Raw genomic sequence first — 25,908 nt, 5'->3', positions numbered from 1 at the left:
AATGACGTCACCGCGCACCGCCCCTTGCACCGGGCCCCCGCCCGTGATTCCTAGAGGCGAGGGACCGGAACACATGCGGAACGAGCACAGCTTCACCTTCGCGGGCGAGACACTGGTCGCCCTGCCCTCCGGCGCGCTCTGGTGGCCGGAGGCCTCGCTGCTCTGCGTCAGCGACATGCATCTGGGCAAGTCGGAACGGATGGCCCGCCGGGGCGGCGCGCTCCTGCCGCCTTACGAGGTACGGGACACGCTGCGCCGCCTTCAGGCCGATCTGGAGACACTGGATCCGGCCGCCGTCATTTCGCTGGGCGATGCGTTTGACGACATGGAGGCGGCGACGGCGCTGGATGCCGACGCCCGCGACCGGATCGCCGCGATGATCGAGGGGCGCGACTGGACCTGGGTCACTGGCAATCACGACCCCGCCCCCGTCGCCTTTGGTGGCCATGCGGCAGAAGGCCTGACCTGCGGCCCGCTCTCCTTCGTTCATATCGCGACCCGAACCGGCCGGCACGAGGTTTCGGGGCATTACCACCCCAAGGCCAGCCTGTCGCTTCGCGGACGCCACGTCTCGCGCCCCTGCTTCCTGCGCGACGCCACGCGGCTGATCCTGCCGGCCTACGGCACCTATACCGGGGGGCTGCGGTCCCGCGACCGGGCGCTGAGCGGCCTGATGGCGCCCGACGCGCGCGCCATCCTGGCCGGCCAGCCGATGGTCGAGATCCCGATGCCGAGATGAGGCGCGCGGCTGCCCTTTTATGTTTGGTGCTGGCGGCGTGCGGGGGCACGCCTTTGGCCCCGCTGCTGCCAAGCTACCGCGACGCCTCCGTCCCGATCGCGTCGAAGGCGGATTTCGACCCCGCCCGCTTTGCCGGACGGTGGTACCAGATCGCCGCATATCCGGTGCCGTTCCAGAACGGATGCGCTTCTGCGACCGCGGAATACGCGCCGCGCCCCGATGGTACCCTGGCGGTGCGCAACACCTGCCTCGGCCCACAAGGCGACCCGATCCGCGCGATTACCGGGACGGCCACCCCGGACGGCCCTGGCCGGCTCGATGTGGAATTGTCCGGCGTCCCCTTCTCCGCCCCGCTCTGGATCCTGTGGACGGACGCCGATTACAGGGTCGCCGTTCTGGGCCAGCCGGACGGCCGGGCCGGGTGGATTCTTGCCCGCGATCGGCGGCTTCGCGCCGATTTGCGGGCCGCGGCAAGGACGGTCTTGGAGTTCAACGGCTACCGCCTCGACGCGCTCCGGGAAACTCCACCGGGCTGATTTCCCTGACAGCCGAAAGAGTTAACCATATATGGCCGAAAAAAGTTTCGTCTGGTGCGAATCAGGGGGTTTACCAACGATTCGAACCCGGTTTAAAAAACCGTTAAGCGGTCGGGCAGTGGCCGCAAAACAAAGCAAAAAACGCGGTAGCGGACAGGCAGGCATGTCAGGGACAGGCGCGCGCGCGCATGTCATTTCCACCAGGCAGATGCGGGTCGATGGGCAGGTTCCATCGGCCCGTTCCGCCGTTCCCGAAGGCGCCGTGTGGCGGTGGAGCGGGACCGAACTCCGCCTCGACGATCGCACCGATGCGCTACCCCTTCCGCTTCCGGATGATCTGGGCGAACTGCGCCGCCGCTGCCGCAGGTCGGTCGGCAAGCTAGCGCGCGCCCGAAACGAACAGCCCCCCGTCACCCAGGCCGACGACGCGGCTCCTGACGACCCCGATGACGCACGGATCGTGCTCGCGCTCGGCCCTCACCGCTGGACCGCCATCCCGGTGACCAGGGCGGGCGACGCGCTCTGGGTCTTCGACGAAACACCGCCGGCCGAGACCGATCTGCTCGTCGTCCGGGCCCCCGAACCCGCTCGCGCCCGCCGGACGTCCGGCAAGGCCCCGATCTGCTTCACCGCCGGAACCCTGATCGCGACGCCCGACGGCCCCCTGCCGGTCGAAGAGCTGCTGCCGGGCGACCGCGTCGTGACGCGCGACGACGGCCCGCGCACCGTGCTGTGGGTCGGCACCCGGACGGTCGCGGATTTCGCCATGGCCGCCCGGCCCGAACTGCGTCCCGTCCGCATCCGCGCCAACGCATTCGGCCACCGCGCGCCGCAGCCCGATCTCGTCGTCTCTCCCGGCCACCGCCTGCTGATCGGCGGTGACGCAAGCCGCGCGCTCTGGGGCGAGCAGGAGGTACTGGTCCGCGCGCAGGATCTGATCGACGACCGCCGGATCCTCGTGGATCACGCCGCTCGTTCGGTGACCTACGTCCATCTCCTGCTGGCCTCGCACCATGTCTTGCGCGCCAACGGCATCTGGGCCGAAAGCTTCCATCCCGGCGACGCGGACCTGTCGCATCTCACGCCGGCGGACCGCTCCGCGCTGCTGGAGATGGCGCCCGGCATCGACGCGGACCCGCATCTCTACGGCCCCCATGCACGGCGCTGTCTGACGGCCGGAGAGCTTGCGATCCTCTCCCATGCGGCGCCCCCGCGCCTGTCCTGATCTCGGACCTGGCCAAACCGCTTGACACCCGGCGAGGGTCGCCGTAGGCGGCGATTTCCATTGGTGTTGGTGGCCCCCGCAAGGGGATGCCTGTCGGCCGCAAGGCAAAGGACAACGCCCTTCGACGCCCTCTCAGCGGGGTCGGCGCTTCTCGGGCTGATGGCCTCTGATCGCCGGATCGGCCGGGAAGGCACCATATCTGAAGGAGATCAGACGGTGACCAAGCGCACCTCTGCCAAGTATAAGCTCGACCGCCGCATGGGCGAAAACATCTGGGGCCGCCCGAAAAGCCCCGTGAACCGCCGCGAATACGGTCCCGGCCAGCACGGCCAGCGCCGCAAGGGCAAGATGTCCGACTTCGGCCTCCAGCTTCGCGCCAAGCAGAAGCTCAAGGGCTATTACGGCGACCTGACGGAAAAGCAGTTCAAGCGGATCTTCGCCGAGGCCGCGCGGGTCAAGGGCGATACCGGTGAGAACCTGATGGGCCTGCTGGAGCGTCGCCTCGACGCCGTCGTCTACCGCGCCAAGTTCGTGCCGACGATCTTCGCCGCCCGTCAATTCGTGAACCACGGCCATGTGCTGGTGAACGGCGTCCGCACCAACATCCCCTCCTACCGCGTGAAGGAAGGCGACATCATTGAGGTGCGCGACAAGTCCAAGCAGCTCGCCCTCGTGCTCGAAGCCAGCCAACTCGCCGAGCGCGATGTGCCCGACTACCTCGAAGTCGACCACTCCAAAATGCGCGCCAGCTTCGTGCGCACCCCCGGCCTGTCGGATGTGCCCTACGCCGTCCAGATGGAGCCGAACCTCGTCATCGAATACTACGCCCAGAACTGATCCGGGCGCAGATAATGGTCCGCTGGACCGGAACGGGCCGCTCCTCCGGGGGCGGCCTTCTTCTTTGCGGCGGATGCCCCGGGGCGGAGGTTGGAAGGGCTGGACAGGACATTGCCCGCGCCCACCCTATCCCTCCCGGCGCCGCATCCGCTCCACATAAGTGGCCACGTCCTTCGCCGAATGCGGCGCCAGGGCGGTCTTCGGGATCGGCAGAAAGAACCCGGCACCGATCCGCAGCACAGCCGCACCAGCGATGGCCTGCACCCGGATGTCGGGCCGCCACTCTCCGGCCAGCCGCCAGCCCGGCCCGTCCACCGACCATCCCTCGGGCGCAAGCACGACCGACAACGCACCGTTGAACGGGGCAGAGCGGCTCGCCTCGTCGTTCAACCGCGCGCCTTCTCGCCGCGTCCACCACAGGAACGCGGCCAGGATCGCGGCGATCAACGCCAGCACCACCCAATCCGACAGCCCCAGCGCCATCGACACGCTGGCGAACAGCACCATCGCCAAGACGCCTCCGACAGCCGACAGCAGCGGCTTCCACAGCCTGTGCCCTGCCCGATGCCGGTTGGCGGCGGACATCATCGCCGGCACGTCCCCGGCCATGATCTCGTCGGCCACGTCGATGGCGGCTCCGGCGGGCGACCCCGCGATCCAACCTTCGATCCGGTCAGCGGCCTCGTCGGGGTCCAGCGGCGACAGCGCGTCGTGGCTGACCGGCAGGATCGAGCCCGTCCCGAAGCGCAACACGATATGGTGCCGCATCCGGGTCACACCCTCGACCGCCGTCCAGCTACCCTCGCTCAACGTCGCCTCGCCCCGCCGCCGATATCCGTCCGGGTCCAATCGCACGCGCGCCGGACCTCCCAAGAGCGGCCCGCCCCCCGCGGCGCGCATCTGGCGGGACCTGTGGATCGGATAGATTGCCGCGCCCGCGATCAGCACGACCAGAGGCAGCCAGACCCATAGATCCGCGACGGCTTGCGCGACCAATGCCAGGACGAAGGCACCCAGATGGAGCGTCATCGCCACGGCCGCACCCTCGCGCATCGAGATGCTCGTGCCGACCCGGTTCAGGTCGAAGCCCCGAAGGTCGAACTCGTAGCGCAGCGTCTCCATCCCCCTTCCTTGCCCGGCATCCCGCGCAAGCGCCAGTGCGCCCATGCGCAATGGACAGGACGGCTCGACGGGCGTAGCCCGGTCCCATGACGTTCCCGCTCGACCGCGCCTCCGAACTGCCCCCCTGGCGGCGCCCCGCCGCGCTCCTGATGCTGATGGCCTTCGCCATGCCGCTAGCCTTCGCGACGTGGTCGGCGCTCCTGAACAACTTCACGATCGAGATGGCGGGCTTCGACGGCGCCGATATCGGCTGGCTCCACACCGTGCGGGAAATCCCCGGCTTCCTCGCCATCGGGGTGATCTTCGTCATTCTCTTCGTGCGCGAACAGGTGCTCGCGCTCGTCTCGCTGATCCTGCTGGGGGTGGCCACAGCGTTGACGGCGCAATTTCCGTCGCTGGGCGGCCTTCTGTTCATCACCCTGCTCAGCTCGATCGGCTTCCACTATTACGAGACCGTCAACCAGAGCCTTCAGCTCCAGTGGCTGCCCAAGGACCGCGCGCCGCGCATGCTGGGCACCCTTCTCGCCATCGGATCGGGCGGCACGCTGCTCGCATACGGCGCGATCGTGCTGACATGGCGTGCCTTCGATCTCAGCTACGATACCGTCTACTGGCTTGCCGGCGGCGCCACGGCCGCCATCGCCGTGATCGCCTGGCTGGTCTTCCCCCAATTCGAGAGCCCCCACCCCCAGACCAAGAAGTTCATCCTGCGCCGCCGCTACTGGCTCTATTACGCGCTGCAATTCATGTCGGGCGCGCGGCGCCAGATCTTCATCGTGTTTGCGGGCTTCATGATGGTCGAGCGTTACGGCCTCGACGTCCATCAGGTGACAGCGCTCTTCATGGGAACGCTCGTGATCAACATGCTGACTGCCTCGGCGGTGGGCCGCGCCGTGGGCCACTTCGGCGAACGCGCGGCGCTGATCGTCGAATATGCGGGGCTGGGCACGATCTTCGTACTCTATGCCGGACTCTACGTCTTCGACTGGGGCGTGTGGATGGCGGCGGCCCTCTACGTGGCGAACCACGTGTTCTTCAGCCTCGCGCTGGCGATCAAGACCTACTTCCAGAAGATCGCCGATCCCGGAGACATCGCCCCGACCGCCGCCGTGGCCTTCACGATCAACCACATCGCGGCCGTGTTCCTGCCGGCTGCGCTGGGCTATCTGTGGCTGTCCTCGCCGATTACCGTCTTTGTGCTCGCGGCCGGAATGGCGGCGGTGTCGCTCGGACTTTCGACGCTGGTGCCGCGCCATCCCGTCGCGGGGCACGAGACCGTCCTCGCCCCCCGACTGGCAGCAGCCGAGTAGCGACCCCATATCCCTCCGAAAGGAGAGACGCTCATGTTCCTGCTCAAGCGCAAACCGGCCGAGCTTACCGACGACACCCTGCCCGGCCGCGATTACCCCATCCCGACCGCTACAACGCATCACGTCTTCGGCACGCCGCTCTCGAACGAAGTGCCCGACGGCATGGAGGAAGCCATGTTCGGCATGGGCTGCTTCTGGGGGGTCGAACGGATGTTCTGGCAGATCCCCGGCGTCCACATGACCCTCGTCGGCTATGCGGGCGGCCAGACGCCCAACGCGACCTACGAAGAGGTCTGCTCGGGCCGCACCAACCACAACGAGGTGGTGCGCGTGATCTATGATCCGTCAATTGTGACTTACGAAGATCTGCTCAAGGTCTTCTGGGAGGGTCACGACCCGACCCAGGGCATGCGCCAGGGCAACGATCGCGGCACCCAGTACCGCAGCGGGATCTATACCTATTCCGACGCCCAGAAAGCGGCGGCCGAGCGGACACGCGACGAGATGGCGCCCCGTCTGCGCGACGCCGGATATGGGGCCATCACGACCGAGATCGTGGACGCCCCCGCCTTTTACCACGCCGAGGATTATCACCAGCAATACCTGTCAAAGAACCCGAACGGCTATTGCGGGATCGGCGGCACCGGCGTGACCTGCCCCATCGGCACCGGCGCCTGAGAGGTCGGGCTGGGGGGCCAGCCCCCCAGGCCCCCCCGGGATATATCTTGCAGGATGAGAAAGGGGCGGGGCACGCGGCCCCACCCCGGCAAGATGTCCAGAGACGTTCTCACCCTGCACGGTCATCGGCTTCCCAGCCTGTCCCGCACGTCATCAATGGACAACCGTGGTTAAGGGGCGGTTAAGGGTCCTCATCCTGCTCCAAATATCCCGGGGGGCGCGACCGGAGGGCGCGGGGGGCAGAGCCCCCTCCACCCTATCCTTCTCGCGCGAGCGCCATGATGAGGCGGTCCCGCGCGGCGGGCAGCGGACGCTCCAGGGCCGGGGCCACGCGCTCGCGCAGAAAGAAGCCGGTCAGGTCCAGCGCCGCCCGCACGCCGTCCAGGGTCGCGGTTCCGCCAATCAACATCTCGGGCAGGGGCAGCAACCTGTCGGCCCATTGGCCCGCCCCCGACCGGCTGACCGCCCGGCCCGTGCGGGGCGAGACATAGGCCAGATCGTTCGCCCCGCCCCCGGCGGCACATGCGCTCAGGTCCAGACGGAAGCCGGCGATCTCCAGAAGCGCCATCTCCCAGAAGACGTAGTCGCGCAGCCAGCCCGCTCCGTCGGCGACGGCCTCGGCCAGCGCCTCGGTCCGCGCGGCGAATTCCGCGACCGCCTCGCGCTCGGGCAGGGCCCAGCCGGAGAGCGCGCAAAGCGACGCCAATCCTGCCAGCCGCAGCGGATCGGCCAGCACGTCCCCCGCCCGCGTCCGCAACGCCTCGACCGAGTAGCTGCCAAGATGGCTTTCGAGACGCGCGCGCCAGACCGCCTGGACCCGGTTGCCCGGTTGCAGGACGGGCCGCATCCGCCGCGACGTCCCGCCATGGACGACGCCCAGATGGCGGCCATGGGCGTCGGTGAGCAATTCGACGATGGCGCTCGTCTCGCCGTGGCGCCGCACGGCGAGCACGATGCCTTCGTCCCGCCACTCCATCAGGCCAGCCCGTCTTGGTCCAGAAGGTGGCGCCCGCGCGGATCCTCCACTTCCAGCACCCAGAGATCCGGGTCGAAGCCGCGCTGCCGGGCGATGGCGGCGTCGCAATCGCGCTCCGGCCCTTCGGTCAGGACGACCCAGGCGCGGTCGCCGGTCATCAGGTCGAAGCTGCGGTGAAGCACCGTCGCCGCGCCATCCATCGTCGCGACCTTCACCATCACCGCTCCCGCCGTCGCATCGCCCCGGGCGATCACCATGCAGGGAATACCAAGGAGATCCAGCCGCTTGCGATAGGCGGCGACCCAGATATGCGCGGCCAGCGCCATGTCAGACGGGGCGGGGGGCCAGCCCCCCGACCCCCCCGGAGTATTTGTGCCGAGAAGAAGACAGAGCCGGACCGGGCGCGCCGTCACGCATCCCGGAAGTCGAGGCCCATGGCATCGTAGCGCTCGGATTCCTCCAGCCAGTTGGGCCGGACCGCGACGCGCAGGAACAGGTGGACCTTCTGACCCAGGAACTCGGACAATTCCTCGCGGGCGGCCTTGCCCACGGCTTTGATGGTCTCGCCCTTGTTGCCCAAGACGATGCCCTTGTGACCGTCGCGCATGACGTAGATCTCCTGCTCGATCCGGACCGAGCCGTCCTTGCGCTCCTCCCAGGTCTCGGTCTCGACCGTCAACTGGTAGGGCAGTTCCTGATGCAGGCGCAGGGTCAGCTTCTCGCGGGTGATCTCGGCGGCGATCATGCGCACCGGCAGGTCGGCGATTTGGTCTTCCGGGTAGAGGAGCGGCCCCTCGGGCATCGCGGCGGCCAGGGCCGCCTTGAGGTCGGCCACGCCATGCCCCTTCTCGGCGGAGATCATGAAGGTCTCGGCGAAGGCATGGGCCGCGTTCATCTCCTGCGTCAGCGCCAGCAACGCCTCGGCCTTCACGCGGTCGATCTTGTTGATGGCCAGCCAGACCGGCGCGGCGGGGGGGGCTTCGGCCAGCCGGTCGAGGATCGCCCGCACCCCGTCGGTCAGGCCGCGATGGGCCTCGATCAGCAGGACGACCACGTCGGCATCGGCCGCCCCGCCCCAGGCGGCGGCGACCATGGCGCGGTCCAGCCGGCGCCGCGGCCGGAACAGGCCCGGCGTATCGACGAAGACGATCTGGCTCGTGCCCTCCATCGCGACACCCCGGATGCGGGCGCGGGTCGTCTGCACCTTGTGGGTGACGATCGAGATCTTGGCCCCGACCATCGCGTTCAGAAGGGTGGACTTGCCCGCATTGGGCTCGCCGATCAGGGCCGCGAATCCGGCGCGTGTGGGAGTGTCGTTCATGAGGGGCATCTAGGACGCGCGACCTGCGACGAGAAGGGTTAACGGGGCGTCGGTCTGCCCTTTGTCTGCACGGGGGGTGCACAGGGGGTGCACGGGGGGTGCACAGCGGTTAACGCCGGTTCGCAGACGAAGGTTAACGGGTCACCTCGTCCAGTAGGATGCGCGCCGCCGCCTGTTCGGCCGCGCGCTTGGAGGTCGCCTCCCCGGTCGACGACCTCCCGTCCGGCAGGGTCGCGCGGATCACGAAGACCGGGGCGTGGTCCGGCCCGGTCCGCCCCTCCACCTTGTAGGTCGGCGGCGCCATGCCCTGGGCCTGCGCCCATTCCTGCAGGACCGTCTTGGCATCGCGCGCATCGTCCGCGACCCGGTCCAGCCGGTCGCCCCAGAGCCGCAGGATCACCTCCCGCGCGACCTCCAGCCCGGCATCCAGATAGAGCGCAGCGATCACCGCCTCCAATCCGTCACCCAACAGGGCGAGCTTGCGGCGCCCGCCGGTCATCCGCTCGGACTTGCCCAGCCGCAGCACCTCGCCCAGACCGATCTCGCGGGCAATTTCGGCACAGGTTTCCTTGCGGACCAAGGCGTTGAAACGTGGGGCCAACTGACCTTCCGCCGCCTTGCGGTCGCCCTGCATCAAGGCCTGAGCCATCACGAGGCCCAGCACCCGGTCGCCGAGAAACTCGAGCCGCTCGTTGGACGGCCGCTGCTCGGTCGAGATGGACGAATGCGTCAGGGCGCGGATCAGTAGGGCCGGGTCCGAGAAGCTGTGGCCCAGCCGCGCCTCGAACGCGGCCAACTCGCGCGCGGTCTTCATGGCGCGCGGTTGATCGCCCCGGTCCGGGTCACACGATCTTCTCGAAGAAGCGGTCCATGCGCCAGGTCCAGAAATACAGGATCCGGCGACCGGCCGACGAGAAGACGACCCGGTCCGCCCGGCCGATCAGGTTCTCGAACGGGACCATGTCGACGCCCTCCAACTCGCGCGGAACGCGGCTGTCGGAGGAGTTGTCGCGGTTGTCGCCCATGAAGAAATACTGTCCTTCCGGCACGGTATAACGCGGGGTATCGTCGGTGAACCGTCGGCGATTGTCCTCGACGATGTCCAGGATCGTGTGGCTCACGCCATCCGGAAGCGTCTCGATGTAGCGGCGCTTGATGCACTCGCCGCCCAGACCGACGGGATCGTTCGAACAGGCCGGCACGATGCCCTGGGGCCCTTGGGGTTCCTTGATCTCGACGAAGGGCTCGATCTCTTCGCGCTCGACGGCCTCGCCGTTGATGTAGAGGAGCCCGCCCTGCATCTGAACAGTGTCGCCGGGCATCCCGATGACACGCTTGACGAAATCCTGTCCGTTGACCGGATGACGGAAGACGATGACGTCGCCGCGCTCGGGCTCCGATCCGAACCAACGGCCGTTGATGAAGAAGCACATCGAGAACGGGCAGGAATGTTGCGAGTAGCCGTAGGCCATCTTGTTGACGAAGAGGAAATCGCCGATCAGCAACGTGTCCTTCATCGAGCCCGACGGGATCCAGAACGGCTGGAAGAACAGCGTGCGGAACAGGCCCGCGATCACGAGCGCCCAGAAGATCGTCTTGATCGTCTCCCAGATGCCTTCCTTCTTTTCCGCCTTCGCCGCCATGAACAGCCCTTCCCGATTTCGTGCGTCCCTGCCCCGGCCCCGGCGGGGTGTCAACGGCACCTCCGCTCAGTAGGGCAGCGCCTCGATCACGACCATCGCATGCGCCCAGGGATGGTCGTCCGTCAGGGTCACGTGAATGACCGCCTCGTGTCCGTCGGGGGTCATCCGCTCCAGCCGCTGCGCCGCCCAACCGGTGACATGCATGACAGGCTGTCCGGTCCGCAGGTTGGTCACATGCATGTCCTTCCAGGCGATCCCCATGCGCAATCCGGTGCCCAGCGCCTTGGAGCACGCCTCCTTCGCGGCCCAACGCTTGGCATAGGTGGCGGCGGTGTCATGGCGGCGTTCCGCCTTGCGCTGCTCGGTCTCGGTGAAGACGCGGTTGCGGAATCGGTCACCGAACCGGTCGAGCACGCCTTCGATCCGCTCGATATTCGCGAGGTCGGTCCCGATGCCCAGGATCATGGGATCGTGACCTCGCCGGTCGCGCGGTTGATGGTGAATGTCACAAGCAACGCGTCCCCTTCGTCGGTCAGACCCGGAACCTCGACGGTCAGGCCTCGCGCGGGATCGTAGGTTCCGAACGCGCGCGAGAGTGAGAGCGACGGAAAGCCGAGGCCGCCCCCGGCCGAGACTAGACGGCATTCAAGCGAGATCGCGTCGGGATCAGGATAAGTCACGAGGATGTGGAACGCGGCCAGCGCGGGCTCTTCGGTGTCCAGCAGCGTCAGGCGGATCGCTCCGTTCCCGAACGTGCGGGTGACATCGTCCCGATTGTCGGACCAGGCCACGTTGCGGGCATTGGCCTGCCACGTGTCGCAATCACCCACGACCTGTGCCCAGGCCGGCATCCCCAGAAGAGCCAGCAGGCAGACAGGGACGCACCGCACGGTGCCGGCAAATGGTGTGGTCGCCTTGCTCAACCGACTGCTCCGTAGTCGAAATCGGCGGCCACGAGGGCGCGCCACCGGCGTTGGCGATGGGCATAGAACCGCTTCGCGAACGCGGCAACCAGAGGCGTCCGCCAGCCGGCCTCGATGGTGACCGTGTCGCTGTAGATCGTCCCGTCCCGACCTGCGGCGACTTCGATCAAATGATCCCACCGCGGGATCGAGGCGCTGCGCCCGTTGTCGCGGAGACGCCACTTCCCGCCCGCCGCCGCCGGGCGCGAGATGTCGATCACCTGAAGGCCAAGCGGGATCCGACCGAAGAGATACATCTCCACCTCGTGCGGCCCATCGGCCCATCTTTCCGCAAAGACCGGTGGATCGACGGGGCGAAAGCGGATCATGGGGGCCGCGACGAAGAGCAGAAGGCGCGGGGAGTTCACTTCTTCCCAAACGCGGTCCGGTTCCGCGCCAAGCCTGGTCGAAATGACGATTGTCCGGCTCATCCGCCGGCCCGAAGGGAGCGTCCGGATAGGGTCATCGGCTCAGCCCCTGCCGCATCAATCCGATGCCGGCTGCGCCAAGAAGGAAGGCCGCCCCGCCCTCGATCCAGCGCCGAAACCTCGCATAGGCAGACCGCGCCCCCGCACGCGAAAAGGCTGCCGCCCAGAACAAATAGTTCGCAAGCCCGATCAGTGCACACAGGAAGGTCACCGAAAGCACCGCGCCGGCCCCCGCCTCCGGCGTCAGACCCATCGACAGGGCCGCGATCCAAGCCAGCACGGCTTTCGGGTTGGAGAGGTTCAGCAGAAGGCCCCTGACGAACCCTCCGGCGGTCGGCATCTCGTGCGTGTCGGAACGGAGCGCGACCCGTGCGGATTGCCAGGCGAGCCAGAGCAGATAGAGGCCGCCCACCACGCGCAGCACGAAGAGCGCCGTCTCCGACGCGACGAGTACCGCGCCCAGTCCCGCCGCAGCGACCACACCCCACGCCGCCAACCCGACGGCGAGCCCCAGCGCCATCGGAAGCGCATGCGCCCAGCCATGTGCCAGAGCCGTGAGGCCAACGGCCAGGTTCGCGGGGCCCGGCGCAAAGGTCACCACGGCAAAGGCCGCAAGGATCGCGAGCGTCCCGTCGATCATCACGCCGCGCCCCGGGCGACGTCCATCAGACGGCGCATTTCCCCCAGCGCGTCGGGCAGGCCGCGAAAGATCGCCTCGCCCATCAGAAAATGGCCGATGTTCAGCTCGACCACTTCGGCGATCGCGGCAATGGGAGTCACACTCTCATAGGTCAGCCCATGGCCGGCATGGACCTCCAGCCCCGCGGCATGGGCCTGCCGGGCGGCGGCGGTCAGTCGCGTCAGCTCGTCGGCTGCATGCTCCATCCGCCCCTCGGCCACGGCATCGCAATACGACCCTGTATGCAGCTCGACCACGGCAGCCCCCACGCGTGCGGCCGCCTCGATCTGCCGCGGGTCGGCCGCGACGAAGAGCGAGACACGCGCACCCGCATCGGCAAGCGGCGCGATATAGCTGGTCAGCCGGTTCTGGTCCCCAGCCACTTCCAGACCGCCTTCGGTCGTGCGCTCCTCCCGCCGTTCGGGGACCAGGCAGACGGCATGGGGCTTCACGCGCAAGGCGATATCGCGCATCTCGTCCGTCGCAGCCATCTCGAAGTTGAGCGGGATGTCGATTGCGTCGGCGATCGCCTGCATGTCGTCGTCCCGGATATGTCTGCGATCCTCGCGCAGATGGGCGGTGATGCCGTCGGCGCCCGCCTCCTGTGCCATCAGCGCGGCCCGGACCGGATCGGGGTTGTCTCCGCCCCGGGCATTCCGGAGCGTTGCGACGTGGTCGATATTCACGCCCAGGCGCAGCTTTTCCATCTCGGGCCTCCGCACAGATCCCTCACGGGATAGCGGAGGGGCACGGCAGGGGAAATCCCGAACCGCCGCGCCGGGACGTCGCGTCCGTGTGGCTGGACCGATGGGCTGGCTGCGCGTAACTTGAAGCCATGAAATTCAACGTCAACGGGACCGAGCACGATATCGAGGTGGAGCCGGACATGCCGCTCCTCTGGGTTGTGCGTGACATTCTCGGACTGACCGGCACGAAGTATGGCTGCGGCATCGCCATGTGCGGCGCGTGCACCGTGCATCTCGACGGACTCGCCGTGCGCTCCTGTCAGGTCCGCGCCTCTGAGGTGGAGGGCGCCGAGATCACCACGATCGAGGGTCTGGGCACGCCCGACGACCCGCATCCCGTCCAGGCCGCCTGGATCGAGGAACAGGTCGCGCAATGCGGCTACTGCCAGTCGGGACAGATCATGCAGGCGGCCAGCCTGCTGGCGGGCAATCCCGAACCGACGGACGCTGATATCGACGCCGCCATGTCTGGCAACCTGTGCCGCTGCGCCTCCTACCCGCGGATCCGCGCCGCGATCCGACGCGCTCAGACGGAGACGGGGACATGAGCGCGGGCAAGATCGTCCGCCGCACGTTCTTGGTCATCACTGGGGCGGTCGGCGCGGGCATAGCCTTCGGCGCCTGGCGGTACTTGCGCGATCCGGGCAATCCGCTGACCGAAGGACTGGCCGAAGGCGAGGCCGCGCCGAATGCCTACGTCATCGTCGATGCGGATGGCGTGACACTGGTCGCGCCTCGCGCCGATGTGGGTCAGGGCGCCGCGTCCATCCAGGCGCATCTGCTGGCCGAGGAACTTGACGTCGACCCTCATGCTGTCCGCCTGACACCGGGCCCCGCCTCGGGTGTCTATTGGAACGGAATTGTCGCCGGTGAGGGGATGCCCTTCGCCGGATGGGACGATGCGTGGTCCAGCCGCACGATGCGCGGACGGGGGGCCGATATCGCGGGCAAGCTGGTCGGCCTGCACCTGACCGGCGGCTCGACGACCGTGCCCGACATGTACGACCGTCTTCGCGTGGCGGGCGCGTCCGCTCGCGAAACGCTGAAACTGGCCGCTGCACGCCGTGCCGGTGTCAACGTCGGGGACCTGCGCACCGAGGACGGCACCGTGATCCTGCCCGACGGCGGCACGATCCCGTACGGCGATCTGGCTGCCGATCTGGCGGGAATGGAGGCGGTTCAGGACGTGGATCTGCGGGACGCGTCCGAGTGGCGCCTGCTGGGACGCGAACTACGCCGCACCGACATCGTCGCCAAGTCGACAGGCACCTTCACCTACGGGACCGACATTCGGCTGCCCGGCATGATCCATGCGACCGCGGTCACCAACCCGGCGCGGGGCGGCGGCGTCGCTCGGCTGGACGACGTGTCCGCACGTCTCCTCCCGGGGGTAGAGGACGTCGTGCCGGTGGAAGACGGGTTCGCGGTCCTGAGCACTTCGGATTGGGCCGCGATCAGGGGCGCACGAGAGGTCGACGTGACCTGGGGCACGCCCGCCTACCCCGCCACCTCGGACGAGATGTGGGGCGCCCATGCCGCGGCCCTGGATGACGACGGCACGCGTGACAGCCGATTCCGCGACGACGGCGATGTCGTCGCAGCACCCGGCACCGCCATCGAGGTTGAGTATCGCGTCCCCTTCCTGGCGCACGCGCCGTTGGAGCCCTCGAACGCGACGGTCATCTACACGCCCGAACGCACGCAGGTCTGGACCTCGACCCAGGCGCCGACCTTCCTTCGCGACGCGGTCAGCCGCATGACCGGCCAGCCGCCCGAAGCGGTCGAAGTGAACGCCCTACCCGGAGGCGGCAGCTTCGGCCGACGGCTCGAAGACGATCAGGTCCGCCCCGCGGTCGAGATCGCCAAGACCCGACCCGGAACCCCGATCCGCATGACCTGGACCAGGGAACAGGATACTGCCTGCGACTATTTCCGCCCCATGGCTCTGGCCCGGGGCCGTGCAACACACGAAGGTGGCCGCGTCACCGGGTTGGATCTGTCCATCGCCGCCCATTCGGTTGCCGAAAGCCAGCTTACGCGTCAGGGCTTCCCGCCGATCGGACCGGACGTGGCGATCACCGCCGCCGCATGGGACGCGCCCTACGCGATCCCGTCGTTCCGTGTCAGCGGCTACCGCGTGCCCGCCGGGGTCGGCGTGTCGTCCTGGCGGTCGGTCGGGGCATCGCATAACGGCTTCTTCCTGGAGTCGCTTCTGGACGAAGCGATCCACGCCGCCGGCGCCGACCCGCTGGAGGAACGGCTGCGCCTGATGGATCACGAACCATCTGCCCGCGTGCTGGAGGCCGTGGCCGAGATGGCCGGATGGGACGGTCCGCGCGACGGTCGGGGCGTGGCGTTCTGCTACTCCTTCGGCGTTCCCTGCGCCCAGATCGTCGAGGTCGAGCAGACTGATAGGGGACTACGGCTGACGGGGCTGTGGGTCGCGGCCGAGGTCGGACGCATCCTCGATCCGGTCAATCTGGAAGCGCAGCTTTCAGGCGGGGCGCTGTTCGGCCTGGGCCACGCGATGCACTCGGAGATCACCTTTGCCGACCATGTGCCCGAACAGCGCAACTTCGACACCTTCCTCAGCCTGCGGCAATACGAAGTTCCGCCGGTTCGGGTGCGTGCGCTCGAGACCACTGACCTGATCCGCGGGGCCGGAGAGCCCGGCGTTCCGCCCGCCGCACCTGCGCTCGCCAACGCGATCTTTGCCGCGACCGGGGAACGCCTGCGCGAAATGCCCTTCGACCGCAGCGTCCGCTTCGCATGAGAGCGATCTTGCTGGCTTTTCTCGTCGCCGGCCCGGCCGCCGCGCAGAGCTTCGATCCCGTTTACGAGGCATTCTCTCACCCCCGCTGCGCGAATTGCCACGTGGAAAACGATGTCCCGCTCTGGTCGGTGGACGGAGAGATCGTTCCCCATGGCATGGCGATCCGCGCGGGCGAAAGTCGCATGGGCATCGAAACATTGCCCTGCGAGACGTGCCATCGCGCGCAGAACGCGCCCGTGCAGGGCGGCGCACCCGGCGCCGAGGGCTGGGCTCTGCCACCGCCGGAAATGGCCTGGTCCGGGCGGACAGCGACGGAAATCTGCGAACAGATCAAGGATCCAGAGCGCAACGGCGGCAGGACGCTGGCCGAAGTCGCGGACCACATCGTCCACGATCCGCTTGTCGTCTGGGGCTGGGCGCCGGGCGAAGGCCGGGCGCCCGCACCGGACACCCCTCAGGCTCTTGCGGATGCCATCCTCGCTTGGGAGGCGGCAGGCGCCCCGTGTCCCTGACCCCGCGCGCCATCATCTTCGATCTGGACGGCACGTTGATCGACAGCCTGCCCGTCATACTCCGGGCGTTCCATTCGGTCTGCGCTGCATTGGATCTTCCCAAGCCCGACTTGCGGACGGCCCAGGGCTTTGTCGGTGCCGGGGTGCCTGTGGCCATGACGCGCCTTCTGGCGTGGGCGAATGCGGACCCGTCGCTCCACGGCCGCGCTGTCGAAGAGATGGAAGCCGCCTATGGCGCGTCTCCCGGTGACAACGAGGTCTACCCCGGCGTCCGGGAGATGCTCGCCCGGCTGCAAGAAATGGGTCTGCCCCTGGGGCTGTGCACCAACAAACCCGAGGCGCCGACCCGCGCCGTCCTCGACGCACTGGAGCTTGGCCCTTTCGGTGCGGTTGTCTGCGGCGATACGCTGAAGCTGCGAAAGCCACATCCAGACCCCTTGCTTGAGACAGCGCGGCGCCTCGGCGTCGCAGCATCCGATACGCTCTATGTCGGAGACAGCGAGATCGACCATCAGACCGCCGCCGCCGCGGGAATTCCCTTCGCTTTCTTCGAAGGCGGCTATCTGAATGCCCCGCTCGGCGACCCGCCACCTGCACTGGTTCTGTCGGCGATGAGCGACCTTCCCCAAGCGTTTACAAGCGAGATGGTCAGGAAGGCCTGACCTTGACGGATATCGCATTTGCGTGATTCGGCTTCGTGTGGCACTATCTGTTCAAGGGGCATTACATAGGCCCTACAAGGGGTAGAGCGATGCGGACGCGGCAACAGATTGCCGCCCTTCCACTTCGATGGAAGGGGGATAGTGTACAGGTCCTCATGATCACTTCCCGGGACACGGGACGTTGGGTCGTGCCAAAAGGTTGGACCATGAAAGGCGTTCGTCCCTGGGCGGCCGCTGCCATCGAAGCGCTGGAAGAGGCTGGCGCCAAGGGCCACATCGCGAAGGACGTGCTCGGGACTTACAGCTATGACAAGCGACTGGATGACGGCGACACGGTTTCTTGCGAGGTCGACGTCTACCCGATGATTGTCGAAAAGCTGAAATCCGACTGGAAAGAACGCGACGAGCGTGTGCGCAGATGGTTCGGCGTCGAGAAAGCCGCCGACCTTGTCGATGAAGATGAACTGGCAGATCTTTTGAAGCTGCTGGCGCGTAAGCCGAAAAAGGTCCCGGTTGCCGGTCCGCTTCTGAAGAAGGCGGACAAGGCAGCCTGACATCGGGTACGTCTCTGCCGGGGCGGTGGTGCTTTGGCCCGCTTACTGTAGGGTGCGCGTCGCGTGCTCCTTCACAAGCTTCGCGGTGCCAGAGAACTGATTTTAGACAAAAAAAAGGCGCCCCGACGGGCGCCTCCCGATGCGTCTCTTCGAGGTCAGGGGCCGGTCACCGGCGGAAGCCCCGATCATCTTTCCGGACGGGGATCGGGATACGCTCGGGCTCGGGGCTGATGCTGTCAAGCACGTCGGACACACCATCCTTGATGGCGTCTATCATCTTCGCAATGGGTCCACGCTTACCGGCCATGGCGTCCTCCTGCCAATAAAGTGGCCCCCGGAACCACAGGCTTCAACCCGTAAAGTCGCGGGGGCGGCAAAAAGTTGCATCGCCCCGCCGACTAAATGGACTTGCGAAGTGCTTCAGCCAGGTCCGCCTTCTCCCAGGAGAAGCCCCCATCGGCATCGGGCTCACGTCCAAAATGACCGTAGGCCGCGGTGCGCTGATAGATCGGGCGATTGAGGTTCAGATGCTCTCGGATGCCGCGCGGCGTAAGATCCATGCATTCGGCGACCGCCCGTTCGATCTCGCTCTCATGGGCTTCGCCGGTGCCGTGGGTATCCACGTAGATCGACAGCGGTCGGGCGACTCCGATCGCGTAGGACAGCTGTAGCGTACAGCGCTTCGCGACCCCGGAGGCGACCACGTTCTTTGCCAGATAACGGGCGGCATAGGCGGCCGACCGGTCAACCTTCGTGGGATCCTTGCCCGAAAAGGCCCCGCCCCCGTGGGGCGCGGCTCCGCCGTAGGTGTCGACGATGATCTTGCGCCCGGTCAGTCCGGCATCCCCGTCAGGCCCCCCGATGACGAACTTGCCCGTGGGGTTGACCCACCATTCCGTCTCGGACGACAGCCATCCGTCCGGCAGAACTTCCGATATGTAGGGCGTGATAAGCGCCCGCACGTCGTCGGAGGTCATGTCTTCGTCCAGATGCTGCGTCGAGACCACTATGGACGAGACGCCGACCGGGCGCCCGTCCTCGTAGCGGACGGTCAGCTGCGACTTCGCATCGGGGCCGAGTTGGGGCGCTTCGCCGGACTTCCGGACCTCTGCGAGCCGGCGCAGGATCGCGTGGGCATAGAGGATCGGGGCCGGCATCAGCTCAGGCGTCTCGTCGACGGCATAGCCGAACATGATACCCTGATCTCCCGCCCCCTCCTCTTTCTCGTTGGTCGCGTCCACCCCCTGGGCGATATGGGCAGACTGCTCGTGGAGCAGGTTCGTCACGTCGCACGTTTCGTAATGAAATTTGTCCTGACGGTAGCCGATATCCTTGATGCAATCGCGGGTGATGGCGTCGATGCGATCCATCATCCGGCCGAGACTGGACTGGTCCGCCAGACCGATCTCTCCGCCGATGACGACGCAGTTGGTCGTCGCGAAGGTCTCGCAGGCGACACGGGCCTCCGGCTCTTCGGTCAGGAGTGCGTCAAGCACGGCGTCCGAGATGCGGTCGCAGACCTTGTCGGGGTGGCCCTCGGACACGGATTCCGAGGTGAAGGCGTAGTTCTGGCGACTGCTCATGGGCGCTCCGATAGAGTTGCTAACCGTCCCGTCAGGAAGCCGTTGGGACGCTGAACCGCAGCGGTACGGGTGAATGAGCCTGGCCTCAACCCATCTCGGACGGGCGCCGCGCGAAAAGCGCCGTGGCGAGCGCCAGGAGCAACAGAAGCGCCGTCAGATCGCCGGTCTTCGCGTAGGGCGTCGATGGCAGCGCAGACGGGAGAGCGACGTCCAGCTTGCCCGCCTCGTTCAGCGGAAGGGCCGCCAGAACGGCGCCACGCGCGTCGATCGAGGCAGAGATCCCCGTATTCGCAGCCCGAAGGACCGGCAGACCGTGTTCTGCCGCGCGCAGCCGAGCGAGCGCCAGATGTTGCTGGGGCCCCGCCCCGTCTCCGAACCATGCGTCATTGGTCAGGTGCAGGATCACGCGCGGACGGGGCACCCGATGGAGATCCTGCGGAAAGATCGCCTCGTAGCAGATGAGCGGCTGGACTGGACCAATCCCCGGAAGCTCGAAGAGCGCGGGTCCGTCTCCCGGCGCATAGGTTCCCGCCATTTGCGCCGCCAACGGCCCGATGCCGATGGCACGAAAGAGTCCGGGCAGCGGTAGATATTCTCCGAAAGGGACGAGCCGATGCTTGTCATAGAGGGCCGTGACGTCGCCCTGACGGTCCAACAGGACGGCTCCGTTCCGGGGGTGCCCATGGTCGTCGTAGCGCTGGACGCCCAGGATCGCCGGGACGGTCGCCGCGCGCGCGATCATGGGGCGCAGGTCCTCCGAGTTCTCCAGCAGACTGGGCAGCGTCGTCTCCGGCCAGAGGACGGCGTCCACATCCCCCTCCGCTGCGGTCAGTTCAAGCGCGCGGCGCCAGAAGATGCCGACCCAGTCGGGATCCCATTTCAAGTGCTGTGGAGCGTTCGGCTGGATCAGTCGGATGACCGCAGCGTCGGGGGCGATGTGCGGTGCCGGCGGAAGGGTCGCGGCGATGCCGAAGGGCGCCGCCCAGAGCATGACGCCGCAGACCAAACCCGTCAGCCGCAACGTGGCGACCGCGCCCGCCCCGACCAGGACGAACAGGCCCAAAAGGTGAGCTCCGCCCCAGGATGCAGCCGGCAGGGCAGCGCTGTCGATCAGCACATGCCCGGGAAGAGCCCAAGGAAAGCCGGTGAAGAGCCAGCTTCGCGCCAGCTCGCCCACCGCGACACCCACGGCGATCCCGACCGGCCCACCCAGCCGGACGCCGAAGAACGCGCCGACCGCCCAAAATATCGAAAGACCGCCCGCCGCGCCCGCGATCGCCGGGATCGCCAGCCAGCCCGTCGCGGCGGCATCGACCTGAAACGGCTCGGTGAGCCAATGCAGCGCCACGGCGAAGTGAACGACGCCCATCGCCCAGGCCGCCAAGGTGGGAGCGGGGCTGCGCGCAATGACGGCAAGACCCAGGGCCCAGCCGATCAGCGCGACCCACCAGAGGGACCAGGGTGCCTGCCCCAAGGCTGCCAGAACTCCCGCGATGGGCAAGAGAACCAGCCCGACGAGGGTATCCCGCCATGGCGTCTGCCGCGACGGCATGCGGATGGGCCAGTCCAAGGCTCCATTCCTTTCCGAGTAGGCCGCCTGTGGAGGCTGCGCGGCCGGTGAGGTTGGCGCGGCGCGTGGCCGCGTCCAACGGCGCATCAGGCGGCGGGGCTTTGCGAGCCGTTCCAGCCGCCCTCGGGCATGCGGACCCGCAACCGCTTGATCCGCCGGGGATCGGCGTCGACCACCTCGATCTCGATACCGTCGGGATGGGGGATCACCTCACCGCGCGCCGGAACCCGGCCGGCCAGCATGAACACGAGCCCTCCCAGCGTGTCGATCTCTTCCTCTTCGCCATCCTCGGTCAGCTTGCGGCCGATTTCCGCCTCGAATTCTTCGAGGGGCGTGCGGGCAAGGGCCAGGTAGCAACCCGACTTCTCTTGCCGCCAATACCGGCCCTCGTCCTGATCGTGTTCATCCTCGATCTCGCCGATGACCTGCTCGATCAGGTCCTCCAGCGTGACCAACCCGTCGACACCGCCATATTCGTCGATCACCAGCGCCATGTGAATCCGCTGAGTCTGCATCTTGGTGAGCAGGACGCCGATCGGCATCGAAGGTGGGGCGTAGATCAAAGGCCGCAACAGCGACCGGAGGTCCAGCGGCTTGCCACGGTCACCATTGAAGCCATGATTCAGAGCGAGATCCTTGAGGTGGATCATACCCAATGGCTCGTCCAGGGTGGTCTCGAAGACGGGGATCCGGGTATTTCCGGACGACCGAAACCTGTCGATCAGATCATGCAGCTCGATATCGACCGGAACAGCGACGACCTCGGCCCGCGGCACGAGGACGTCGTCCAGCCGCTTGAGCCTCAGGTTCATCAAGCTGTGTGCCGGACCCGCCTTCGCCTCGGGCGTCTCCGCCTCGTCGGGCGGCCCGAAGAGCCGGGCCAGAAAACCGGGGCGGGACCGTATGGTCGCCGCATCACTCGTGTCACTTTCTTGCGCGCCGGGCGCGGCGCTAGACGATCCGTCCATCTCTCCAATTCCGCCCCTGTGCGGGGCCTCCATTTAATCCGGCCCGAGACAGGGCCCATGCAATATATCGTCCCGATATGGATCGGGAAGCCCCAGAGAGGCCATCACGTTCCGTTCAATCGTTTCCATTCGCGACGCTTCCGCCTCGTTCTGGTGATCGTGGCCCAGCAAATGCAGGGTCGCGTGGATCAGAAGATGGATCACGTGCTCGTCGAATGCCTTGCCCTGCTCGGCGGCTTCCCGCGCGCAGGTGTCATAGGAGATCGCGATGTCTCCGAGTTCCTCCTCGTCGGGGATCGAGCCCGGATCGCGCTCGGCCGACGGCCAGGACAGGACGTTGGTAGGACGGGATTTGCCGCGGAAATCGGCGTTCAGCGCCGCGATCCGCGTATCGTCGCAGCCAAGCACGACGACTTCGCCCGACACGCCCCGATCGCCAAGTGCTGCCGGAACGGCGCTGTCGGCGAGGGCCTGAAGTCCGACCCAGCGGTCATCCTCCACGATCACATCGATCAATACATCGCCCATAGACCGAGACCTGAAACAGGAACAAAAAGCCAGCCCTGCGGCAGCGTCCGGTAGCTCACCCCCAAGGCTGGAGCGGCCAGGATCCCGGCCACCGCGATGCCCGCGGACAAGAGCGTGGCCGCGACAACGAGATCCGGACGATCGGCCCAGCCTCCGACGAGGAAAAGCGCCGCCACGAGAAACAGCGTCGCCGTTACCATGTGCCAACACATCCAGGCCGTCGCACGCACCAGCTCGGGCAGATCGATGGCCTCCCGGAGAGGTCGCGCCACTTCTCGCCCGCCGAGGAAGAGATGCACAATCGCCCAGAGCAGCGTCAGAAGACCCGCGGTGAGCGCGACATTCATCGGAGCACATCCTCAGCTTTCGCGCGTTCAACCTCCCACCAGCCCAGAGCGCAACGGCACTCTGTCTTCCCGTCTCCCGTCACCTGCACCGAGCCGGCGCTGGCGGCGAAACTAGGCAGGGTCGGCTGCACGCCGTGCCTCTCGCCGCGCATCATCGGCATCGTAGGCCTCGATGATCGCCGCCACGAGCGGATGTCGGACGACGTCGGTCGCGGTGAAGTAATTGAAGCTGATTCCGCCCACGCCATTCAGGATGTCTTCGGCATCACGCAGACCGGACCTGACGCCGCGCGGCAAATCCACCTGGCTGCGGTCCCCGGTGATGGCCATTCGGCTCCCCTGCCCAAGACGGGTGAGGAACATCTTCATCTGCATCGTCGTCGCGTTCTGCGCCTCGTCCAGGATCACGAAGGCATTCGACAGCGTCCGGCCGCGCATGAAGGCCAGCGGCGCGATCTCGACACGCTTTTCCTCGCGGAGCTTGGCCAATTGCTTGCCCGGCAGAAAGTCGTTCAGCGCATCGTAGAGCGGCTGCATGTAGGGATCGACCTTCTCATCCTGCGTTCCCGGCAGAAAGCCCAGCTTCTCGCCGGCCTCCACGGCCGGTCGGGTCAGGATGATGCGGTCGACCTCTCCTGCGATGAATTTCGACACAGCGACGGCGACCGCGATGTACGTCTTTCCCGTCCCGGCAGGGCCGATGCCGAAGGTCAACTCGTTCTCGAGGAGCGCCCGCGTGTAGGCCTTCTGAGCCTCGGTCCGCGGCTCCATCGTCTTCTTGCGGGTGCGGATTTCGAGCGACGGGCCGGGGAACATCTCCGTCTGGTCGCCGTCGCGCGCCTCTCCGTCGTCTTCACGAAGACGGATCAATGCGTCGATTGCCCCCATGTCCACCTCTTTTCCGGACTCGAGACGCGCATAGAGCGCGCCGAGCACCCTGGTCGCCTCGGGCGCCGCCTCGCCGTGAACCGTCAGCGCATTTCCACGTTGCGCGATCTGAACGCCCATCAACTGCTCGATCTGAGCAAGATGCGCGCCGTGGGGCCCCGTCAACTCGATCATCAGGCGGTTGTCGGGCAGGTCCAGCCGTGTCCCGGCATCGGTCGTGTCGGCCAATCAGGTCTCCTTGGCGGTTCGCCGTCAGGGTGCCTGCGGCGAAGATCGGGCGCAACCCGCGATGCACGGCGAGACGGGCCTTTCGGTCCCCCGTAACGCACAAGGGCCGCAACGTTTCCACCGCGGCCCGATCTTTCAGCGATCTGCGCCTTCAACGACCGGTCGGGGGCGTCGTCCGCAAGATCTCGCGCATGGTGGCCGCAAGGCCCTCGGCGTTGTTCACGAGCGCACCGTCCCGGCAGACGCGGTTGCCGATCGCCTCCGCCCGTTCCGGCGAGTAACCGATACGCCGCAGATCATCGAGAAAGACCGCCATGGGCCTGTCCCAGATCACCCTGTCCGAGCGCGCGATGTAGCGGGCGCATTTGATCGTGATCTGCTCGCCAGGGCGAAGCCCCGACGCGTGGTGGTCCGCGACGGCGGCGGGTGCGGATCCGACCGTTGCGGCAGCGGCGAGCAGAGCCGTTGCGATGACCTTGTTCATGATGAGTCCATCCTTCCTCGTGACGCTCCTCCGGAACGCCTGCACGCCCCGTCCGAATGGACCGACACTAGCAGTGCCGACAAAGATGTGAAGGATATTAGGCAGATAGGACACGTTTTGGAAACGATTGGCCCGATACGCCTGGATTGATCAGCATGGGGAGGAAATTCGGCGCCTATCCGCTCTCAGACCAGGTTTCCCGCCAGCGAATGTGGCGCGGCCTCGGTTATGCGAACGCGCGCGATGCGGCCCTTTATCTCGTCCGGGGCGGGTACATGCACCGCCATCAAGTGCTCGGACTTGCCGATCATCTGCCCGGGCAACCGGCCTGCTTTCTCGAACAGGACAGAGACCTCGCGCCCGACCATGGCCTCCTGTGCTTCGGTCTGTTGCGCCGACAGCAGCGCCTGAAGCCGGGCCAGCCGCTCTGCCGCCACCTCGGCTGCGACACCTGGTCTCTCGGCTGCGGGTGTGCCGGGGCGAGCGGAATACTTGAAGCTATAGGCCTGCGCGTAGCGGACCCGCTCGACCAGCGTCAAAGTCTCTTCGAAATCGGCATCCGTCTCGCCGGGGAAGCCCACGATGAAATCGCCCGACAGGGCCAGATCGGGACGCACGGCACGTAGCCGGTCGATGATCTCGATGTAGCTTTCAGCGGAATGCTTGCGGTTCATCGCCTTCAAAACGCGATCGCTGCCCGCCTGCACCGGGAGGTGCAGATAGGGCATCAGCTTGGGCTGCGCGCCATGGGCAGCGATCAGGTCGTCGGTCATGTCGTTGGGGTGACTGGTGGTGTAGCGGATCCGCTCCAGGCCCTCGATATCAGCGAGGGTGTGGATCAGGTCCGCAAGGCTCCAACTCCGCCCATCGGTCCCCTCGCCGTGGTAGCCGTTCACATTCTGGCCCAGCAGGGTCACCTCAACCACGCCGCGATCGACCAGCGCGCGCGTCTCGTCGAGCAGGCGCGCCACCGGACGGCTGACCTCGGCACCGCGTGTATAGGGGACGACACAGAACGCACAGAATTTATCGCATCCCTCCTGCACGGTCAGGAAGGCGGTGGGTCTGGCAGCCGGCGTCCGGGCCTTGGGCAGATGCTCGAACTTGTCCTCGTCCGGAAACTCGGTGTCGAGCGCAGGTGCACCGGGCGCGGCGCGGGCGACCAGATCGGGCAGGCGATGGTACGATTGGGGACCGACGACCAGATCGACGGCCGGCTGGCGTGCCACGATCTCGGCCCCCTCGGCCTGCGCGACGCAACCGGCGACACCGATCTTCAGGTCGGGGTTCTTCGCTTTCAGCCCTTTCAGCCGTCCGAGCTCGGAATAGACCTTCTCGGCAGCCTTCTCTCGGATATGGCACGTGTTCAGCAGGATCAGATCCGCATCTTCCGGCCGGTCGGTCGTGACATAGCCTTGCGCGCCCATCGCCTCGGCCATGCGCTCGCTGTCATAGACGTTCATCTGACAGCCATAGGTCTTGACGTGGAGCTTCTTGGGCGCGGACATGACGCATCCTCGACACAGGTTCCAAGCGGTCTGGGCGCCCTACCCTACCGCCGGGAGCGGTGCAACTTGCGCCGGCGTCGCGGGGCGGGCAATCCGACCGT

At 67.0% G+C, this 25,908-nt stretch carries 30 protein-coding genes and 1 riboswitch; of the genes, 11 read left to right on the top strand and 19 right to left on the bottom strand.

From position 1 onward, the window contains the following. The first annotated feature begins 73 nt into the window (after positions 1-73). The 4 genes from pdeM to rpsD all read left to right on the top strand — a co-directional run bounded on the left by pdeM (position 74) and on the right by rpsD (position 3,337). Positions 74-739, top strand: a complete 666-nt coding sequence (gene pdeM / locus jaqu_RS08685) for a ligase-associated DNA damage response endonuclease PdeM (protein WP_043918577.1) — start codon at positions 74-76, stop codon at positions 737-739. 53 nt (positions 740-792) lie between these two features. Next, positions 793-1,275, top strand: coding sequence for a lipocalin family protein (locus jaqu_RS08680; protein ID WP_236687824.1), 483 nt, complete (start codon positions 793-795; stop codon positions 1,273-1,275). 163 nt (positions 1,276-1,438) lie between these two features. Continuing rightward, positions 1,439-2,500: a Hint domain-containing protein gene (locus jaqu_RS08675; protein WP_052500866.1), complete on the top strand. Its 1,062-nt coding sequence runs from the start codon at positions 1,439-1,441 to the stop codon at positions 2,498-2,500. 216 nt (positions 2,501-2,716) lie between these two features. Beyond that, positions 2,717-3,337 (top strand): 30S ribosomal protein S4, encoded by a 621-nt coding sequence (gene rpsD / locus jaqu_RS08670; RefSeq protein WP_043918575.1) that lies wholly within the window; start codon positions 2,717-2,719, stop codon positions 3,335-3,337. 126 nt (positions 3,338-3,463) lie between these two features. Here rpsD and jaqu_RS08665 read toward each other — a convergent pair whose 3' ends face one another. Continuing rightward, positions 3,464-4,504: a hypothetical protein gene (locus tag jaqu_RS08665; RefSeq protein ID WP_161793848.1), complete on the bottom strand. Its 1,041-nt coding sequence runs from the start codon at positions 4,502-4,504 to the stop codon at positions 3,464-3,466. A gap of 41 nt (positions 4,505-4,545) precedes the next feature. Between jaqu_RS08665 and jaqu_RS08660 the strand changes: the two genes are divergently transcribed. Together jaqu_RS08660 and msrA are read left to right on the top strand one after the other, a co-directional pair. Beyond that, entirely contained in the window at positions 4,546-5,769 is a 1,224-nt protein-coding gene (locus jaqu_RS08660; RefSeq protein WP_043918573.1) for an MFS transporter, read from the top strand. A 33-nt stretch (positions 5,770-5,802) separates the two neighbouring features. After that, complete coding sequence (gene msrA / locus jaqu_RS08655; RefSeq protein WP_043918572.1) at positions 5,803-6,447, top strand: peptide-methionine (S)-S-oxide reductase MsrA; 645 nt, start codon at positions 5,803-5,805, stop codon at positions 6,445-6,447. 256 nt (positions 6,448-6,703) lie between these two features. Here msrA and recO read toward each other — a convergent pair whose 3' ends face one another. From recO to jaqu_RS08605, 10 genes are all read right to left on the bottom strand, one after another. Next, positions 6,704-7,423: a DNA repair protein RecO gene (gene recO, locus jaqu_RS08650; protein ID WP_043918571.1), complete on the bottom strand. Its 720-nt coding sequence runs from the start codon at positions 7,421-7,423 to the stop codon at positions 6,704-6,706. Continuing rightward, on the bottom strand, positions 7,423-7,749 hold the full coding sequence (locus jaqu_RS08645) for a DUF1491 family protein (protein WP_043918570.1): 327 nt from the start codon (positions 7,747-7,749) through the stop codon (positions 7,423-7,425). The genes recO and jaqu_RS08645 overlap by 1 nt, the downstream gene beginning before the upstream one ends. A gap of 83 nt (positions 7,750-7,832) precedes the next feature. Beyond that, positions 7,833-8,744 carry a GTPase Era gene (gene era, locus jaqu_RS08640; protein ID WP_043918569.1) on the bottom strand — a complete coding sequence of 304 codons (912 nt, stop codon included), beginning with the start codon at positions 8,742-8,744 and terminating at the stop codon, positions 7,833-7,835. Positions 8,745-8,877: 133 nt separating this feature from the next. Beyond that, the gene (gene rnc, locus jaqu_RS08635; protein WP_043918568.1) at positions 8,878-9,558 is read right to left on the bottom strand and encodes a ribonuclease III; all 681 of its coding nucleotides are present in this window, start codon (positions 9,556-9,558) and stop codon (positions 8,878-8,880) included. Positions 9,559-9,586: 28 nt separating this feature from the next. Further along, entirely contained in the window at positions 9,587-10,387 is an 801-nt protein-coding gene (lepB, locus tag jaqu_RS08630; RefSeq protein ID WP_043918567.1) for a signal peptidase I, read from the bottom strand. Between the two features lie 66 nt (positions 10,388-10,453). Continuing rightward, complete coding sequence (gene acpS / locus jaqu_RS08625; RefSeq protein WP_043918566.1) at positions 10,454-10,852, bottom strand: holo-ACP synthase; 399 nt, start codon at positions 10,850-10,852, stop codon at positions 10,454-10,456. Next, positions 10,849-11,310 (bottom strand): hypothetical protein, encoded by a 462-nt coding sequence (locus tag jaqu_RS08620; protein WP_052500865.1) that lies wholly within the window; start codon positions 11,308-11,310, stop codon positions 10,849-10,851. Before jaqu_RS08620 ends, acpS begins: the two co-directional genes overlap by 4 nt. Next, positions 11,307-11,780 (bottom strand): hypothetical protein, encoded by a 474-nt coding sequence (locus tag jaqu_RS08615; protein ID WP_043918565.1) that lies wholly within the window; start codon positions 11,778-11,780, stop codon positions 11,307-11,309. Before jaqu_RS08615 ends, jaqu_RS08620 begins: the two co-directional genes overlap by 4 nt. 31 nt (positions 11,781-11,811) lie before the next feature. Further along, positions 11,812-12,417 (bottom strand): LysE family translocator, encoded by a 606-nt coding sequence (locus jaqu_RS08610; protein ID WP_043918564.1) that lies wholly within the window; start codon positions 12,415-12,417, stop codon positions 11,812-11,814. Beyond that, entirely contained in the window at positions 12,417-13,163 is a 747-nt protein-coding gene (locus jaqu_RS08605) for a pyridoxine 5'-phosphate synthase (protein ID WP_043918563.1), read from the bottom strand. Before jaqu_RS08605 ends, jaqu_RS08610 begins: the two co-directional genes overlap by 1 nt. A gap of 128 nt (positions 13,164-13,291) precedes the next feature. On the opposite strand from jaqu_RS08605, the gene jaqu_RS08600 reads away from it, so the two are divergent. The 5 genes from jaqu_RS08600 to jaqu_RS08580 all read left to right on the top strand — a co-directional run bounded on the left by jaqu_RS08600 (position 13,292) and on the right by jaqu_RS08580 (position 17,703). Next, positions 13,292-13,750 (top strand): (2Fe-2S)-binding protein, encoded by a 459-nt coding sequence (locus jaqu_RS08600; protein ID WP_043918562.1) that lies wholly within the window; start codon positions 13,292-13,294, stop codon positions 13,748-13,750. Further along, on the top strand, positions 13,747-15,975 hold the full coding sequence (locus tag jaqu_RS08595; RefSeq protein ID WP_043918561.1) for a xanthine dehydrogenase family protein molybdopterin-binding subunit: 2,229 nt from the start codon (positions 13,747-13,749) through the stop codon (positions 15,973-15,975). The genes jaqu_RS08600 and jaqu_RS08595 overlap by 4 nt, the downstream gene beginning before the upstream one ends. Continuing rightward, positions 15,972-16,487: a hypothetical protein gene (locus jaqu_RS08590; protein ID WP_043918560.1), complete on the top strand. Its 516-nt coding sequence runs from the start codon at positions 15,972-15,974 to the stop codon at positions 16,485-16,487. Before jaqu_RS08595 ends, jaqu_RS08590 begins: the two co-directional genes overlap by 4 nt. Further along, the gene (locus jaqu_RS08585; RefSeq protein ID WP_052500864.1) at positions 16,478-17,149 is read left to right on the top strand and encodes an HAD-IA family hydrolase; all 672 of its coding nucleotides are present in this window, start codon (positions 16,478-16,480) and stop codon (positions 17,147-17,149) included. Before jaqu_RS08590 ends, jaqu_RS08585 begins: the two co-directional genes overlap by 10 nt. An 89-nt stretch (positions 17,150-17,238) precedes the next feature. After that, entirely contained in the window at positions 17,239-17,703 is a 465-nt protein-coding gene (locus jaqu_RS08580) for an NUDIX hydrolase (RefSeq protein WP_043918559.1), read from the top strand. A gap of 398 nt (positions 17,704-18,101) precedes the next feature. Here the strand turns inward: jaqu_RS08580 and metK are convergent, their stop codons facing one another. From metK to miaB, 8 genes are all read right to left on the bottom strand, one after another. Then, positions 18,102-19,286: a methionine adenosyltransferase gene (gene metK / locus jaqu_RS08575; RefSeq protein ID WP_043918558.1), complete on the bottom strand. Its 1,185-nt coding sequence runs from the start codon at positions 19,284-19,286 to the stop codon at positions 18,102-18,104. 3 nt (positions 19,287-19,289) lie between these two features. After that, a riboswitch (SAM-SAH riboswitch) is annotated at positions 19,290-19,340 on the bottom strand. A 31-nt stretch (positions 19,341-19,371) separates the two neighbouring features. Beyond that, positions 19,372-20,838, bottom strand: a complete 1,467-nt coding sequence (gene lnt / locus jaqu_RS08570) for an apolipoprotein N-acyltransferase (RefSeq protein ID WP_043918609.1) — start codon at positions 20,836-20,838, stop codon at positions 19,372-19,374. Between the two features lie 104 nt (positions 20,839-20,942). After that, positions 20,943-21,833 (bottom strand): hemolysin family protein, encoded by an 891-nt coding sequence (locus jaqu_RS08565; protein ID WP_043918608.1) that lies wholly within the window; start codon positions 21,831-21,833, stop codon positions 20,943-20,945. 24 nt (positions 21,834-21,857) lie between these two features. Beyond that, positions 21,858-22,352 carry an rRNA maturation RNase YbeY gene (gene ybeY, locus jaqu_RS08560; protein ID WP_043918557.1) on the bottom strand — a complete coding sequence of 165 codons (495 nt, stop codon included), beginning with the start codon at positions 22,350-22,352 and terminating at the stop codon, positions 21,858-21,860. Then, on the bottom strand, positions 22,337-22,699 hold the full coding sequence (locus jaqu_RS08555; RefSeq protein WP_043918556.1) for a hypothetical protein: 363 nt from the start codon (positions 22,697-22,699) through the stop codon (positions 22,337-22,339). The genes ybeY and jaqu_RS08555 overlap by 16 nt, the downstream gene beginning before the upstream one ends. A 111-nt stretch (positions 22,700-22,810) precedes the next feature. Further along, entirely contained in the window at positions 22,811-23,761 is a 951-nt protein-coding gene (locus jaqu_RS08550) for a PhoH family protein (RefSeq protein WP_084629613.1), read from the bottom strand. A gap of 205 nt (positions 23,762-23,966) precedes the next feature. Beyond that, the gene (locus jaqu_RS08545) at positions 23,967-24,299 is read right to left on the bottom strand and encodes a hypothetical protein (RefSeq protein WP_043918554.1); all 333 of its coding nucleotides are present in this window, start codon (positions 24,297-24,299) and stop codon (positions 23,967-23,969) included. 185 nt (positions 24,300-24,484) lie between these two features. Continuing rightward, positions 24,485-25,807 carry a tRNA (N6-isopentenyl adenosine(37)-C2)-methylthiotransferase MiaB gene (gene miaB, locus jaqu_RS08540; protein ID WP_043918553.1) on the bottom strand — a complete coding sequence of 441 codons (1,323 nt, stop codon included), beginning with the start codon at positions 25,805-25,807 and terminating at the stop codon, positions 24,485-24,487. Between the last annotated feature and the right edge of the window lie 101 nt (positions 25,808-25,908).

This window comes from Jannaschia aquimarina (genome assembly GCF_000877395.1).
Taxonomy (GTDB): domain Bacteria; phylum Pseudomonadota; class Alphaproteobacteria; order Rhodobacterales; family Rhodobacteraceae; genus Jannaschia; species Jannaschia aquimarina.
Note: the sequence above shows the minus strand (reverse complement) of the source record. Positions and strands in the feature narration are given on the sequence as shown.